Below are 13909 nucleotides of genomic sequence, written 5' to 3'. Positions count from 1 at the left end.
GGCTCGGGGAACGCGGTCACTCTGATGGCGCCACGCGCGTGCCCGCCGACCGCCACCCGCTTCGCTGCCCTACTTCGCCCCGCTCACCCGCCACACCATGTTGCCCACGTCGTCGGCCACCAGCAGCCCGCCGCGCGTGTCGATCGCCACGCCCACCGGCCGCCCGCGCGCCTTGCCAGTTTCGTCGAGAAAGCCGGTCAGCACGTCGAACGGCGCACCGTTGGGCCGACCCTGGCTGAACGGCACGAAGATGACCTTGTAGCCGGCCAATGGCCTGCGGTTCCACGAACCGTGCTGGCCGATGAACATGCCATCGCTGAAGCGCGCCGGCAGGCTGTTGCCGCTGGCGGCGGCCAGTCCCAGCGGCGCGGTATGGGAGCCAACCGCGTAGTCGGGCACGATGGCCCGCGCGACCAGCTCCGGCGCCGGCGGCTTGGCGCGCACGTCGACGTGCTGGCCGTAGTAGCTGTACGGCCAGCCGTAGAAGCCGCCGTCGCGCACCGAGGTGATGTAGTCCGGAACCAGGTCGCTGCCGATCTCGTCGCGCTCGTTGACGGCGGTCCACAGCACGCCGGTGGCCGGCTCCCACGCCATGCCGTTCGGGTTGCGCAGGCCGCTGGCGAAGATACGGTGCGTGCCGGTCTTCGGGTCGACCTCCCAGATGGCCGCGCGCCCGGCTTCCTTGTCCATGCCGTTCTCGCCCACATTGCTGTTGGAACCCACCGTCACATAGAGCTTGCTGCCGTCGCGGCTGGCGATGATGTTCTTGGTCCAGTGGTGGTTGAGCGGCCCGCCGGGCAAATCCACCACCTTCTGCGGCGCCGCGCTGATCTGGGTCTGGCCGGGCTGGTAGGGGAAGCGCAGCACCGCGTCGGTGGCGGCCACGTAGAAATCATTGCCGACCAGCACCATGCCGAACGGCGAGTTCAGGTCCTCCAGGAACACCGAGCGCTGGTCGGCCACACCATCGCCGTCGGCGTCGCGCAAGAGCGTGATGCGGTTGGCGCTGGGCGTGCCGGCGCCGGCGCGCGTCATCACCTTCTTCATGATCCAGCCCTTGATGCCCTTGCCATCGTCGGGCTTGGGCGGGGCATTGCTCTCCGCCACCAGCACGTCGCCGTTGGGCAGCACGTAGACCCAGCGCGGATGGTCGAGCCTGTCGGCAAAGGCCGTCACGGCCATGCCCTCGGCAGGCACCGGGCGCTGGCCCTCGGCCCAGCCGATGGCCGGTGCGATCTTGACGGTGGGGATGGCGGTCTTGTTCGGGGGCGGCAGCTGCGGGGTGGGACCGAAGCCGGCTTCGGAGGGCAGCTTGGCCGATTCGCCGCAGGCGGCCAGGGCTGTGACAGCAACCGCCAGCAGGGCGGCTCGCAACAGGGGCGGGCTCGATCGGGACGGGGTGGGCATCGGCATGGTCCGGGCTCCTCAGGCAAGGCATGGCCACGCCGGGTGCGCAGCCCGGCGCGCCTGCTCTTGGACTATAGGACGCAGGCCCGCCGGCCCTCTGTAGGGCGCCGGCGCAGCCGTCGTGTAGGACAAACACGCACAGGTGCGCCGCCAGCGCCGCGCCGCCGCCAGCCTCAGCCGCGGTGCGGCGTATCGAGCCCCTTGATCACGGCCGGACGCGTCACGAAGGCTTCCAGCGCGCGCGTGACGTGCGGGAAGTCCTGGATGCCGACAAGCTCGCCCGCCTCGTAGAAGCCGACCAGGTTGCGCACCCACGGGAAGGTGGCGATATCGGCAATGGTGTACGCGTCGCCCATGATCCACGCGCGGCCGTCCAGGCGCTGGTTCAGCACGTTCAGCAGGCGGCGGCTTTCGGCCACGTAGCGGTCGCGCGGGCGCTTGTCCTCGTAGTCCTTGCCGGCGAACTTGTTGAAGAAGCCCAGCTGCCCGAACATCGGCCCGATGCCGCCCATCTGGAACATCACCCACTGGATGGTCTCGTAGCGGCCCGCCGGGTCGGCCGGGATCAGCTTGCCGGACTTGTCGGCCAGGTACAGCAGGATCGCCCCCGATTCGAACAGCGCCAGCGGCTTGCCGCCGGGCCCGTCGGGATCAAGGATGGCCGGGATCTTGTTGTTCGGGTTCAGCGACAGGAATTCCGGCGACATCTGGTCATTGGTGTCGAAGCGCACCAGATGCGGCTCGTACGGCAGGCCGGTCTCTTCCAGCATGGTCGACACCTTGACGCCATTGGGCGTCGGCAGCGAGTAGAGCTGGATCCGGTCGGGATGCTGCGCCGGCCATTTGCGGGTAATCGGAAAGGCGGAAAGATCTGGCACGTGGCCTCCAGTTGCGCGATGGCCGCCGCGGGCGGGCCCACCGGTTTGCGGGAAAACCGGATGATAGCCCGGGTGCCGGAAGCGTGCCGAAGCCGCCGCGGGCGCCGTCGGCACGCCTCCCTCCCCTGCCTTGATATCGGGCGCTTCCCAGCGCATGGCGTCGCAAGCCCGCCATTGTCCGGAGTTTCGCCGAACTACGATTTTTTGGTTTTTGGCCCGCTCATATAGTCGCGTCTCCTTCTAGCAAGGAACCAGGCGATGACCGCAAGGTCGTCCCGCCAGGGCTTAACCAACCCCATTGATCTCTTTCGCAAACATGAACGCTAAGCTTTTCGCCGCCATCGCGGCGTTGACCGCCGCGGTCCCGCAATTCGCCAATGCGGCTGACGGCACCATTACCTTCAACGGCAAAATCACCCCGGTGAGCTGCACCATCTCGGGCAACGGCTCCACCTCGAAGGACTTCACCGTCGTGCTGCCCGACGTGTCGGTCTCGTCGCTGGACACCGCCGGCAGGACCGCCGGCCGCACCGGCTTTACCATCGGCCTCAGGTGCACCCCGGGCACGGGTCCGGTGCATACCTTCTTTGAAGCCGGACCGAACGTGGACACCACCACCGGCCATCTGAAGCTGAATGCGGGCGGCGCGACCAACGTGCAGATCGGCCTGCGGAACGGCATCGACGCCTCGGAAATCCGCCTGGACGCCCCCGATGCCGCGCAGAACTCCAAGGCCGTGACGCTGGTCGACGGCAACGGCACGCTGAGCTACTACGCCGAGTACGTCGCCACCGGCGCAGCCACCCCGGGCGTGGCTGAAGCCAGCGTGCTCTCCACCATCGCCTACGAGTAAGCCGGCCACTGCGCCGCCACGCCGGGACGGGCCCACGCGCGTCCCGTTTGCCTTGCCTCGACTCACAGAAACATGATCTCCATTCCCCTGCGGCCGATGCTTGCGGCCGTGTTCTCGATCGGCATGGCCTTCTGCGCCGCCGTGCACGCATCGGTCGTGATCGGCGGCACGCGCGTCATCTACGATGCGCGGGACACCGAAGTCACGATCAAGCTGACCAACGAGGGCAAGAACCCGGCGCTGACGCAGGTATGGCTCGATACCGGCAACCCGAATGACGATCCCTCGCTGATCAGCACGCCATTCGACATCGTGCCGCCGCTGGCACGGATCGACGCCGGCCGGGCGCAGACGCTGCGCATCATCCATACCGGCGCAGCGATGCCGGAGGGCAATGAATCGCTGTTCTGGCTGAACGTGCTGGAAGTCCCGCCCAAGCCCAAGTCCGCGGGCGGCACCGACAACTTGCTGCAGCTCGCATTCCGGTCCCGCATCAAGCTGTTCTACCGCCCGCGCGGACTGGCGGGCGCGCCGGCGGACGCGCCGGCGCAAGTCCGCGGGCGCCTGGCCACCGCTGACGGCAAGCCCGTCATCGAGGCGCATAACCCCACGCCCTACCACGTCTCGTTCACGGTGCTGGACCTGCTGGACGGCAAGGCCGCCGGAAACACCCCAGCGGCACCGATCACCGCCGGCATGGTGGCCCCGGGCGAAGCGCGCCGCTTCCCGCTGCCAGCGGGCATGCAGGTCACGGCGGGCGCGCAGATGCGCTACCGCGCGATCAACGACTACGGCGGCGACGTGGAAGGACAGGCCAGCGTGGAAGCCGCTGGCGAGCCCGGCTCGCCAGCCCCCTCGCCGGCTCCAGCCCCGAAGCAAGAGGCGGGGGCAGCGCGGGAGCCGTAGCAGCACTGCCCTGATTCGGGCGCGGCCGCGGTGCCGCATCGCCGGCGCCTCCTTTGCGAGGCCGCCGGCACCTACCCGGAGCGCCCGCGCGCAGACGCCGGCGCCCTGACAACGAGGCGCTGGGGTTCGTTCTACCTGTCCGGCTCGACCCAGAACTACTGGAACCGCAAAGGCTCCGATACGCAGTTCGTGCTCGGCTACAACAACAGCTTCGGACGCATCAACCTGGGCGTGACCGCATCGCGCCAGTCCAATGTCAGCAGCGCGCGCTGGGAAAACCGCGTGATGCTCAACCTCGGCGTGCCGCTTGGCAAAGGCGCGCATGCACCGTACTCGATGACCAGCGCGCAGACCGACTTCCACGGCGCCACCAGCCTGCAGGAATCGGTCACCGGCTCACTGGGCGTGGACAATGCCTTCACCTACGGCCTGAATACCGGCTACAACAATGACCGCCAGGGCGAGTCCGCCAGCGTTGGCGCCAGCGCCGGCTACGTGGCCCCGTTCGCGACGCTAACCGGCAGCGCCAGCACCAGCCGCAACTACACGCAGGCCAGCGCCGGCATCTCCGGCGGCATCGTGGCCTATCCCGGCGGTGTCGCCTTTACCCCGACCCACAGCGATACCGTGGCTGTGATCGAGGCCGACAATGCCACCGGCGCGCGCGTGGTCAACAACAACGGCGCGCGCGTCGACCCCTGGGGCCATGCGATGGTGTCCGGCCTGATGCCGTTTGCCCGCAATGAAATCGAGATCGATCCGCGCGGCCTGCCGCTGGACGTTGAATTCAAATCGACTACACAGGCCGTGGTGCCGACCGCCGGCGCGGTCGTGGTGGCGCGCTTCGACACCACCAGCGCCGGGCGTGCCGCCGTGCTGCGCGCACTGACGCGCGACGGCAGGCGGCTGCCGTTCGGCAGCGATGTGCTGGACAGCGAGGGCAACACCGTCGGCACCGTCGGTCAGGGCGGCCGCATCGTCGCCCAGGGACTGAAGGCGGACAGCGGCGAACTGGTAGTGCGCTGGGGCGAAGTGCCCTCGGCCCAATGCCGCTTCCACTATGATCTACCCGAGGCGAAGCTGCAGCGCGGCAAGCCGCTGCCGCAGATCGACGTGTGGTGCCAGGATCCGGTGGTCAAGGCAGGACGGGACCAGCGCTAGCAGCGCCACCCCCAATGGAAAAGGCCCCGCCTCTGCGAAGAGGCGGGGCCTTTCCAATGCCGGCCACCGCATCGCGGCGCCGGCCCGGCAGTGCGACAGTCCTTAAACCGTCACGCCATCAGCCACTTCCTTGAAGTCCTCGATCTGGTCGAAGTTCATGTACTTGTAGATCTTGTCGCCGTTGGCGGTGAGCACGCCCATGTCGGCCATGTACTCGTCCTTGGTCGGGATGCGGCCCAGGCGCGAGCAGATCGCCGCCAGTTCGGCGGAACCTAGGTACACGTTGGTGTTCTTGCCCAGGCGGTTCGGGAAGTTACGGGTGCTGGTCGACATCACCGTGGCGCCTTCGCGCACCTGTGCCTGGTTGCCCATGCACAGCGAGCAGCCCGGCATCTCGGTGCGGGCACCGGCGGTGCCGAACACGCCGTAGTGGCCTTCCTCGGTCAGTTGCTTCTGGTCCATCTTGGTCGGCGGAGCGACCCACAGCTTGACCGGGATGTCGCGCTTGCCTTCCAGCAGCTTGGAGGCTGCGCGGAAGTGGCCGATGTTGGTCATGCACGAACCGATGAACACTTCGTCGATCTTGGCGCCGGCCACGTCCGACAGGGTCTTCACGTCGTCCGGGTCGTTCGGGCAGGCTACGATCGGCTCGTGCACGTCGGCCAGGTCGATCTCGATCACGGCGGCGTACTCGGCGTCGGCGTCCGGCTCCAGCAGCTCCGGCTTGGCCAGCCACGCTTCCATGGCCTTGATACGGCGCTGCAGGCTGCGCGGGTCTTGATAGCCCTGGGCGATCATCCACTTCAGCAGCGTGATGTTGCTGTTGATGTATTCGATGATCGGGTCCTTGTTCAGGCGCACCGTGCAACCGGCGGCCGAACGCTCTGCCGACGCGTCCGACAGTTCAAACGCTTGCTCGACCTTCAGGTCGGGCAGGCCTTCGATTTCCAGGATACGGCCCGAGAAGATGTTCTGCTTGCCTTGCTTGGCCACGGTCAGCAGGCCTTGCTTGATCGCGTACAGCGGGATCGCGTTGACCAGGTCGCGCAGGGTCACGCCCGGCTGCATCTGGCCCTTGAAGCGGACCAGCACCGATTCCGGCATGTCCAGCGGCATCACGCCGGTGGCGGCGGCAAAGGCCACCAGGCCCGAACCTGCCGGGAAGCTGATGCCGATCGGGAAGCGGGTGTGCGAGTCGCCGCCGGTGCCGACGGTGTCGGGCAGCAGCATGCGGTTCAGCCACGAGTGGATCACGCCATCGCCCGGGCGCAGCGAGATGCCGCCGCGGGTGCTGATGAACTCAGGCAGGGTGTGGTGGGTCTTGACGTCGACCGGCTTCGGGTAAGCGGCGGTGTGGCAGAACGACTGCATCACCAGGTCGGCCGAGAAGCCCAGGCAAGCCAGGTCCTTCAGCTCGTCACGGGTCATCGGGCCGGTGGTGTCCTGCGAGCCCACCGAGGTCATCTTCGGTTCGCAGTAGGTGCCCGGGCGGATGCCCGTGCCTTCGGCCAGGCCGCAGGCGCGGCCAACCATCTTCTGTGCCAGCGTGTAGCCCTTGCCGGTATCGGCCGGGTTCTGCGGCAGGCGGAACAGCGTCGACGGGGCCAGGCCCAGCGCCTCGCGCGCCTTGGCGGTCAGGCCACGGCCAACGATCAGCGGAATACGGCCGCCGGCGCGGACTTCATCGAACAGCACGTCGGACTTGACCTTGAACTCGGCGATCACTTCGCCGTTCTTCAGGGCCTTGCCGTCGTAGGGGCGCAGCTCGACCACGTCGCCCATTTCCATCTTCGACACGTCCAGCTCGATCGGCAGCGCGCCGGCGTCTTCCATGGTGTTGTAGAAGATCGGGGCGATCTTGTTGCCCAGGCACACGCCGCCGAAGCGCTTGTTCGGGATGAACGGGATGTCTTCGCCGGTGAACCACAGCACCGAGTTGGTGGCGGACTTGCGGCTGGAGCCGGTACCGACCACGTCGCCCACGTAGGCAACCAGGTGACCCTTTTCCTTCAGCGATTCAATGAACTTGACCGGGCCGCGCTTGCCGTCTTCTTCCGGCTGGAAGGCAGCGCCGTCGCGCTTGTTCTTCAGCATGGCCAGCGCGTGCATCGGGATGTCCGGGCGGGTGGTGGCGTCCGGGGCCGGCGACAGGTCGTCGGTGTTGGTTTCGCCCGGCACCTTGAACACGGTGATGGTCAGGCTTTGCGGCACTTCCGGGCGGCTGGTGAACCACTCGGCGTCGGCCCAGCTTTGCAGCACGGACTTGGCGTTGGCGTTGCCCTTGTCGGCCTTTTCCTTCACGTCGTGGAAGGCGTCGAACATCAGCAGGGTCTTCTTCAGCGCGTCGGCGGCGACGGTGCCGACTTCGGCGTCGTCCAGCAGCTCGATCAGCGGCGAGATGTTGTAGCCACCCAGCATGGTACCCAGCAGCTCGGTCGCCTTGGCGCGGGTGATCAGGGCGCACTTTTCCTTGCCCAGGGCGACGGCGGCCAGGTACGACGCCTTGACCTTGGCGGCGTCGTCCACGCCGGCGGGAACGCGGTGGGCGATCAGTTCGACCAGGGTCTGCTCTTCACCGGCGGGCGGGTTCTTCAGCAGTTCGATCAGCTCGGCCGTCTGCTTGGCGGTCAGGGGCAGAGGGGGGATGCCAAGCGCGGCGCGCTCGGCCACATGTGCGCGATAGTTTTCAAGCATGGGAACCTGCTGAGTAATTAGGTTTAGAAAGTCTCGTTACGTCGCGATTGTAGTCCGAAGCCGACCTAAGGTCAAATGTCTTATATCTTATATAAGAGTGAAAATCAGAAAAGCGCGACAGATCAACGGTTTGCATCGCAGAAGTCATGCAAGACCACATAAAAGCCTACCCGAGTAGCTAGTAGGGAATGCCGGCGGGCATCACGATCCCGCTGCAAGGATAGGCCTCAACATCAGGCCCCGAAAATCCCCGAATCGCCCGGAAAGCTACGCCAGCACTCAAGTTCGCCCCGCGCGAAGCGTTAACCAGCCTGCAGGCGCGCACCACGAAGCGCCCGCTGGCGTAGCCATGCCCGCCCCCTTTCCGCTCAAACGGCCAAGCTGAAAGGGTTTCCCCCTTTTTTTCGGCCCTTTGCTGGCCTGCGATTCCGGAAGAATGGCAGGCATTCCGACACAGGCTTCTCATGGCGAACACGGCTTCCCCTTCCCGGACTGGCAGCAACTCAGGCAAGCGCGGTCGGCTGCTGCTGATCGGCGGCGGCGTGCTTGTCGTGGCACTGGGCGCCGGAGGATTCGTGCTTGGCAGCGTGCTGAGCAACCGCCAGCCGGCCGCAGCCGCAGCGCCGGCCGCCCCGGTGATCCCGCCGCCGATCTTCGTGCCGCTGGATGCATTCACCGTCAACCTCAAAAGCGAGGACGGCGACCGCTTCCTGCACACCGGCCTGTCGCTGAAGGTGGCCGATACCGAGACCCAGGCCCGCCTGGCCCAGTACCTGCCCGAGGCCCGCAGCCGCATCCTGCTGCTGCTGTCCGCCAGGCAGCCGGCCGAGCTGGCCACGCTCGAAGGCAAGCGCAAGCTCGCCGCCGATATCCGCGACACCATCAGCAAGCCATTCGCCAACGGCCTGCCGGCCCAGCGCGTGCTGGATGTGTTGTTCACCTCTTTCGTGGTGCAGTAAGCGCAAGCCAGGGCAGCACCGGTTTCATCCATAACGCCGCACAAGGGGCAGGACACTAGATGGCCTACGACAAGTTCCTCTCGCAAGACGAGGTCGACGAGCTGCTCAAGGGCGTATCCGGCGAGGCCGATACACCCAAGGCCAGCGAGCCTGCGCTCGATGACAGCGGGGTGCGCCCCTACAACCTGGCGACGCAGGAACGCATCATCCGCGGCCGCCTGCATACGCTGGAAATCATCAACGAGCGCTTTGCGCGCTCGATGCGCACGGCGCTGTTCAATTTCATCCGCCGCGGCGCGGACATCACCGTGGGCAGCATCAGGATCGAGAAGTTCGGCGACTTCGCGCGCAACCTGCCGATGCCGACCAACCTGAACCTGGTCCACCTGAAGCCGCTGCGCGGCACGGCGCTGTTCGTGTACGACCCGAACCTGGTGTTCCTGGTCGTGGACAACCTGTTCGGCGGCGATGGCCGCTTCCACACCCGCGTGGAAGGCCGCGACTTCACCCAGACCGAGCAGCGCATCATCCAGCGCATGCTGGAGCTGACGCTGACCAGCTACGGCAACGCCTGGCGCACCGTGCACCCGATCGAGACCGAGTACATCCGCTCGGAGATGCATCCCAAGTTTGCCAACGTCGCCACGCACAACGAGGCCGTGGTGACTACCGCCTTCCATATCGAACTGGGCGCCGTCGGCGGGCAGCTTCATGTCTGCCTGCCCTACGCGATGATCGAGCCGCTCAAAGACCTGCTGATGAATCCGCTGCAGGACGAGAAGGAAGTCGACAAGGGCTGGGTCGACCAGCTCTCCACGCAGTTGCGCGCCGCCGAAGTGGAACTGGTGGCCGAGTTCGCCCACCTGCAGAGCACCGTGGCTGAAGTCCTGGCGATGCGCGCCGGCGACGTGCTGCCGATCGAGCTGCCGGAGAAGGTCTTCGGCAAGGTGGATGGCGTGCCCGTGATGCAATGCGGCTTCGGCACCATGAATGGCCAGTACGCGCTGCGGGTAGAACGAATGATCAATCACCAGGACAGCGATTCCCACCTGGACATTAAGGACACCGATTATGAGTGACGGCATCGAGGACAAGCCGGTCGATCCGATGGACGACTGGGCCAGCGCGCTGGCCGAACAGACCAGCGCCACAACTGCCGAGGTGCCCGCAGCAGCCGCACCCGCTGCCGCGCCCGCGGCCACCCCGGCCGCCGCCACCGTCTTCCAGCCCCTGGCTAAGGAAGCGCCGAGCGGCTTCCACAACGATATCGAGATGATCCTCGATATCCCGGTGCAACTGACGGTGGAACTGGGCCGCACCAAGGTGCCCATCAAGAACCTGCTGCAACTGGCGCAGGGTTCGGTGGTGGAACTGGACGGGCTGGCCGGCGAGCCGATGGACGTGCTGGTCAACGGCTACCTGATCGCTCAGGGCGAGGTGGTGGTGGTGAACGACAAGTTCGGCATCCGCCTGACGGACATCATCACGCCGTCCGAACGCATCCGCAAGCTGAACAAATGACCGTCCTGAAGCGCCCCGTGCGCGGCGCCGCCCTGACTGTCCGTCAGCGTGCGGCATGCGCGAGCCTGGCCGTGCCTGCGGCCTTGCCTGCCGCCGCCACGGCCGCCCCGGCCGCGGAAAGCACCCACGCGCCGGCGGTCAGCGGCGCGGCCAGCCTGGCGCAGGCCGGGCTGGGGCTGTTTGCCGTGATCGCGCTGATTCTCGGCATGGCGTGGGTGGCCCGGCGTGCCGGGCTGGTGCGCCAGGCCACCGGCGGCGTGATGAAGGTGGTCGGCAGCACCATGCTCGGCGCGCGCCAGCGGCTGGTGCTGGTGGAGGTGGGCGATACCTGGCTGGTACTGGGCGTGAGCCCGGGCGAAATCCGACCACTGCACAGCATGCCGGCCGGCAGCACCGGCGCCAACACGATCACCGCACCCGGCGCCACGGTAGCGTCGCAACAGCCGACCGGCGGCAGCTTTTCCGAAAGGTTGCTGCGCTCGATGCAAAACCAGTTCAAGTCATGAATTTCCCGCGTGCCGCGCTGCGGCGCCGCTCCCGGCCCGTGCGCGCAGCCGTGGCCGCGCGCTGTCTCCCGATGCTGTCCCTGCTGGCGCTGATGCTGGCCACCGCCGTGCTGGCTTTCGCTCCGCTGCCGGCCTGGGCGCAGTCCCTGCCGGGCGTGATCAGCAAGCCCGCGCCGGGCGGCGGCCAGATCTGGTCGTTGCCGATACAGACGCTGGTGCTGCTGACCTCGCTGTCGTTCCTGCCGGCGGCGATGCTGATGATGACCGGCTTCACCCGCATCATCATCGTGCTGGGCCTGCTGCGCAGCGCGCTGGGCACGGCCACCTCGCCGCCCAACCAGGTGCTGGTGGGCCTGTCGCTGTTCCTGACCTTCTTCGTGATGGCACCAGTGCTGGACCGCGTCTACAACGACGCCTACAAGCCGCTGTCGGAGAACAAGATCAGCCTGGAGGCGGCCGCCGCCAAGGCCGCCGAGCCGCTCAAGGCCTTCATGCTGCGCCAGACCCGCGAGAAGGACCTGGCGATGTTCGCGCAGATGGCCAAGGCGCCCGAGATGCAGGGCCCGGAAGAAGTCCCCCTCAGTATCCTGGTGCCGGCCTTCGTCACCAGCGAACTGAAGACCGCGTTCCAGATCGGCTTCACCATCTTTATCCCGTTCCTGATCATCGACCTGGTGGTTGCCAGCGTGCTGATGGCGATGGGCATGATGATGGTGCCGCCGGCCACCATCTCGCTGCCGTTCAAGCTGATGCTGTTCGTGCTGGTGGATGGCTGGCAGCTGCTGCTGGGATCGCTGGCGCAGAGCTTCATGAACTGAGAGGCGCCCCGCCTCACCTCTCCAGAACCCGAGCCATGACCCCGGAAACCGTAATGACCATCGCCACCCAGGCGATGAAGATGACGCTGCTGCTGGCCGCCCCGCTGCTGCTGGTGGCACTGGCCGCCGGCCTGGTGGTGAGCCTGTTCCAGGCCGCGACCCAGATCAACGAAATGACGCTGACCTTCATCCCCAAGCTGATCGCGCTATTCGTCACCATGGTGCTGGCCGGCCCGTGGATGATCAACACCATGGTCGACTATATGCGCGAGGTGTTCCAGAGCATTCCCGCGCTGGCGCACTGACGCCCGCCGCGCGCCTTTCCATTTCCGGCTCCCCGACTGCCCGCCGTGATCGAAGTCACCTCAGCCCAGCTCTACAGCTGGCTCGCGGCGTTCCTGTGGCCATTCTTCCGCATCCTGGCGCTGGTCGGCACCGCACCGCTGTTCGGTGAATCCACCATCCCGCGGCGCGCCAAGATCGCGCTGTCCGCCATGATCGCGATGGTGGTGTCCCCCACCATCGCGCAGGTGCCGGTGGTGTCGGTGTACTCCTATGGCGGGCTGGTGGTCATCCTCAATGAGGTCGGCATCGGCCTGGCCACGGGCTTTGTCATGCGGCTGGTCTTTGCCACCGTGCAGCAGGCCGGCGAGATCATCGGCCTGCAGATGGGCCTGTCGTTCGCCTCGTTCTTCGATCGCGCCGCCGGCGGCCAGACCATGGTGCTGTCGCGCTTCCTGAACATCATCGCGATGCTGCTGTTCCTGTCGCTGGACGGCCACCTGCTGATGCTGGGCGCGTTGGTCGACAGCTTCAATGGCTTGCCAATCGGCGGCACGCCGCTGTCCGCCGGCGGCGCCATGGCCGTGGCCCGCGCCGGCGGCATGGTGTTCGCCTCCGGGCTGCTGCTGGCGCTGCCGATGATCGCCGCGCTGCTGACGCTGAACCTGGCGATGGGCATCCTGAACCGTGCCTCGCCGCAACTGTCGATCTTCGCGGTGGGCTTCCCGGTGACGCTGTCCGGCGGCCTGCTGGTGCTGATGCTGGTGATGCCGCAGATGGGCACCTATATGCAGCATATGATCGAAGCCGGGCTTGAGGCGGTGACTACGGTGCTTGGGCAGTTTGCGCGCTGAAGGCGGGTGGCTACGGTCATTCGACCGGTTGCCTCTGGCACATGTATCAGGAACGGAACCGAAGGCTCCGTTTCACCGGTATGCCGAACATACGGGTTCGCAAAATCGTAGAGAAAACAAGCCCAATGGCGCCGGTGGCATATTTTTTGCGCATCGGCTCCCGCGACGCCCTCGCGAGCCAGACCTGCCCGACAGGAGGGTAATTTGAAGGGTAGCGGGGATGGGAAGCTTGCGCCTTACGCCAGGATTTCCTCTTTCTCAGAGTCGCATCCAAATACATGTTTCGAATCCGGGGCACTTCCGCCAGGAGCCGGCGATGTCCAAGAGATTCCTATTGTTGCTTGCTTGTGCATTCATCCTTGGTAGCTGCGGCGGCGGTGACGATGACGGCGGCAACGGCGGCCAGGCCAGCGCGCCTGCACAAACGCTGGCCGTGCCCCTCCCCACGGCCATGGCAAGCCTGGCGGCCAATGGCCTGACCGCCGATTTCTCGATTTCCGGCACGGCAGAGAATGTGCCGGTAACAGGCTCCGGCACCCTGCAAGCCACGCCTTTCGTTGCCGCCATGCTGAATGGCGCCACCGTGCTCAAGACCACCGAGACCGTCACCGGCACACTCATGGCGAACGGGAACTCCACGCCGTTCTCGGGCACCAGGACCATCTTCCGCAACGCATCCACCTATGTCCTGGTCGCGATCGATGAGGGAACTGCCTTTGCGGTGTTTGCAGACTACACATTCCCGCTCACCGTCAAGGCGGGCGACTCGGGACCGTTGGCAACGGCCACGATTTTCTCGGACAGCACGCAGGCCACGAAGCTGGGTTCGCTCACCCAGTCATATGCCGTGATTGCCGATACCGGGAGCAGCCTCCTTGTGACCTTCCTCGACAAGGCGTTCGATAACGGCAATGCCAGGGTTGGGGAGGAGGAAACAACGTTCCGCATCGACACAAGCGGAAACATCAGCTTCGTCTCGTCCAAGTCCACTGCATTCAATGCAAGCGGACAAGCGCTGGGCACGCTGATCTTCCAATAGAGCAGCCGGCTTCAACGCCCCTGCGCAGGAA

The 13909-nt window shown here is 66.3% G+C and carries 14 protein-coding genes; 11 read left to right on the top strand and 3 right to left on the bottom strand.

Translation table 11 applies throughout. The annotated features are described in order from the left end of the window. Positions 1–69 precede the first annotated feature (69 nt). Together ABNX08_RS22305 and ABNX08_RS22300 are read right to left on the bottom strand one after the other, a co-directional pair. Entirely contained in the window at positions 70–1413 is a 1344-nt protein-coding gene (locus ABNX08_RS22305) for a sorbosone dehydrogenase family protein (protein ID WP_022537871.1), read from the bottom strand. Between the two features lie 167 nt (positions 1414–1580). Beyond that, entirely contained in the window at positions 1581–2285 is a 705-nt protein-coding gene (locus tag ABNX08_RS22300) for a glutathione S-transferase N-terminal domain-containing protein (protein WP_041681955.1), read from the bottom strand. A gap of 316 nt (positions 2286–2601) precedes the next feature. Here ABNX08_RS22300 and ABNX08_RS22295 point away from each other — a divergent pair, with 316 nt between their 5' ends. The 3 genes from ABNX08_RS22295 (at position 2602) to ABNX08_RS22285 (ending at position 5205) form a co-directional block, all read left to right on the top strand. Further along, positions 2602–3138, top strand: coding sequence for a fimbrial protein (locus tag ABNX08_RS22295; RefSeq protein ID WP_022537869.1), 537 nt, complete (start codon positions 2602–2604; stop codon positions 3136–3138). Positions 3139–3210: 72 nt separating this feature from the next. Next, positions 3211–4044: a fimbria/pilus periplasmic chaperone gene (locus ABNX08_RS22290; protein WP_022537868.1), complete on the top strand. Its 834-nt coding sequence runs from the start codon at positions 3211–3213 to the stop codon at positions 4042–4044. A gap of 30 nt (positions 4045–4074) precedes the next feature. Then, positions 4075–5205, top strand: coding sequence for a fimbria/pilus outer membrane usher protein (locus ABNX08_RS22285; RefSeq protein WP_022537867.1), 1131 nt, complete (start codon positions 4075–4077; stop codon positions 5203–5205). Between the two features lie 102 nt (positions 5206–5307). Here ABNX08_RS22285 and acnB read toward each other — a convergent pair whose 3' ends face one another. Further along, positions 5308–7899, bottom strand: coding sequence for a bifunctional aconitate hydratase 2/2-methylisocitrate dehydratase (gene acnB, locus ABNX08_RS22280; protein ID WP_022537866.1), 2592 nt, complete (start codon positions 7897–7899; stop codon positions 5308–5310). Positions 7900–8363: 464 nt separating this feature from the next. On the opposite strand from acnB, the gene fliL reads away from it, so the two are divergent. The 8 genes from fliL to ABNX08_RS22240 all read left to right on the top strand — a co-directional run bounded on the left by fliL (position 8364) and on the right by ABNX08_RS22240 (position 13878). Then, the gene (gene fliL, locus ABNX08_RS22275) at positions 8364–8858 is read left to right on the top strand and encodes a flagellar basal body-associated protein FliL (RefSeq protein ID WP_022537865.1); all 495 of its coding nucleotides are present in this window, start codon (positions 8364–8366) and stop codon (positions 8856–8858) included. 59 nt (positions 8859–8917) lie between these two features. Next, on the top strand, positions 8918–9937 hold the full coding sequence (fliM, locus tag ABNX08_RS22270; protein WP_022537864.1) for a flagellar motor switch protein FliM: 1020 nt from the start codon (positions 8918–8920) through the stop codon (positions 9935–9937). Then, positions 9930–10379, top strand: a complete 450-nt coding sequence (gene fliN, locus ABNX08_RS22265) for a flagellar motor switch protein FliN (RefSeq protein WP_022537863.1) — start codon at positions 9930–9932, stop codon at positions 10377–10379. The genes fliM and fliN overlap by 8 nt, the downstream gene beginning before the upstream one ends. Further along, positions 10376–10885: a flagellar biosynthetic protein FliO gene (fliO, locus tag ABNX08_RS22260; RefSeq protein WP_022537862.1), complete on the top strand. Its 510-nt coding sequence runs from the start codon at positions 10376–10378 to the stop codon at positions 10883–10885. Before fliN ends, fliO begins: the two co-directional genes overlap by 4 nt. Beyond that, positions 10882–11703, top strand: coding sequence for a flagellar type III secretion system pore protein FliP (gene fliP, locus ABNX08_RS22255; protein ID WP_022537861.1), 822 nt, complete (start codon positions 10882–10884; stop codon positions 11701–11703). The genes fliO and fliP overlap by 4 nt, the downstream gene beginning before the upstream one ends. Before the next feature lie 35 nt (positions 11704–11738). Then, entirely contained in the window at positions 11739–12008 is a 270-nt protein-coding gene (gene fliQ, locus ABNX08_RS22250) for a flagellar biosynthesis protein FliQ (protein WP_022537860.1), read from the top strand. 45 nt (positions 12009–12053) lie between these two features. Continuing rightward, entirely contained in the window at positions 12054–12839 is a 786-nt protein-coding gene (fliR, locus tag ABNX08_RS22245) for a flagellar biosynthetic protein FliR (protein ID WP_022537859.1), read from the top strand. Between the two features lie 316 nt (positions 12840–13155). Next, on the top strand, positions 13156–13878 hold the full coding sequence (locus tag ABNX08_RS22240; protein ID WP_041681704.1) for a hypothetical protein: 723 nt from the start codon (positions 13156–13158) through the stop codon (positions 13876–13878). The last annotated feature ends 31 nt before the right edge of the window (positions 13879–13909 follow it).

Origin of the sequence: Cupriavidus sp. DF5525 (genome assembly GCF_040149425.2) — a bacterium.
Lineage (GTDB): Bacteria > Pseudomonadota > Gammaproteobacteria > Burkholderiales > Burkholderiaceae > Cupriavidus > Cupriavidus pickettii_A.
The sequence above is the reverse complement of the archived record's forward strand: the minus strand, read 5'-3'. Positions and strand labels throughout refer to the sequence as shown.

Excerpts from the sequence above, each read along its gene's own strand:
- ABNX08_RS22305 (WP_022537871.1), bottom strand. The coding sequence starts at position 1,413 with ATGCCGATGCCCACCCCGTCCCGATCGAGCCCGCCCCTGTTGCGAGCC.
- ABNX08_RS22295 (WP_022537869.1), top strand. The coding sequence starts at position 2,602 with ATGAACGCTAAGCTTTTCGCCGCCATCGCGGCGTTGACCGCCGCGGTC.
- ABNX08_RS22290 (WP_022537868.1), top strand. The coding sequence starts at position 3,211 with ATGATCTCCATTCCCCTGCGGCCGATGCTTGCGGCCGTGTTCTCGATC.
- acnB (WP_022537866.1), bottom strand. The coding sequence starts at position 7,899 with ATGCTTGAAAACTATCGCGCACATGTGGCCGAGCGCGCCGCGCTTGGC.
- fliL (WP_022537865.1), top strand. The coding sequence starts at position 8,364 with ATGGCGAACACGGCTTCCCCTTCCCGGACTGGCAGCAACTCAGGCAAG.
- fliM (WP_022537864.1), top strand. The coding sequence starts at position 8,918 with ATGGCCTACGACAAGTTCCTCTCGCAAGACGAGGTCGACGAGCTGCTC.
- fliN (WP_022537863.1), top strand. The coding sequence starts at position 9,930 with ATGAGTGACGGCATCGAGGACAAGCCGGTCGATCCGATGGACGACTGG.
- fliO (WP_022537862.1), top strand. The coding sequence starts at position 10,376 with ATGACCGTCCTGAAGCGCCCCGTGCGCGGCGCCGCCCTGACTGTCCGT.
- fliP (WP_022537861.1), top strand. The coding sequence starts at position 10,882 with ATGAATTTCCCGCGTGCCGCGCTGCGGCGCCGCTCCCGGCCCGTGCGC.
- fliQ (WP_022537860.1), top strand. The coding sequence starts at position 11,739 with ATGACCCCGGAAACCGTAATGACCATCGCCACCCAGGCGATGAAGATG.
- ABNX08_RS22240 (WP_041681704.1), top strand. The coding sequence starts at position 13,156 with ATGTCCAAGAGATTCCTATTGTTGCTTGCTTGTGCATTCATCCTTGGT.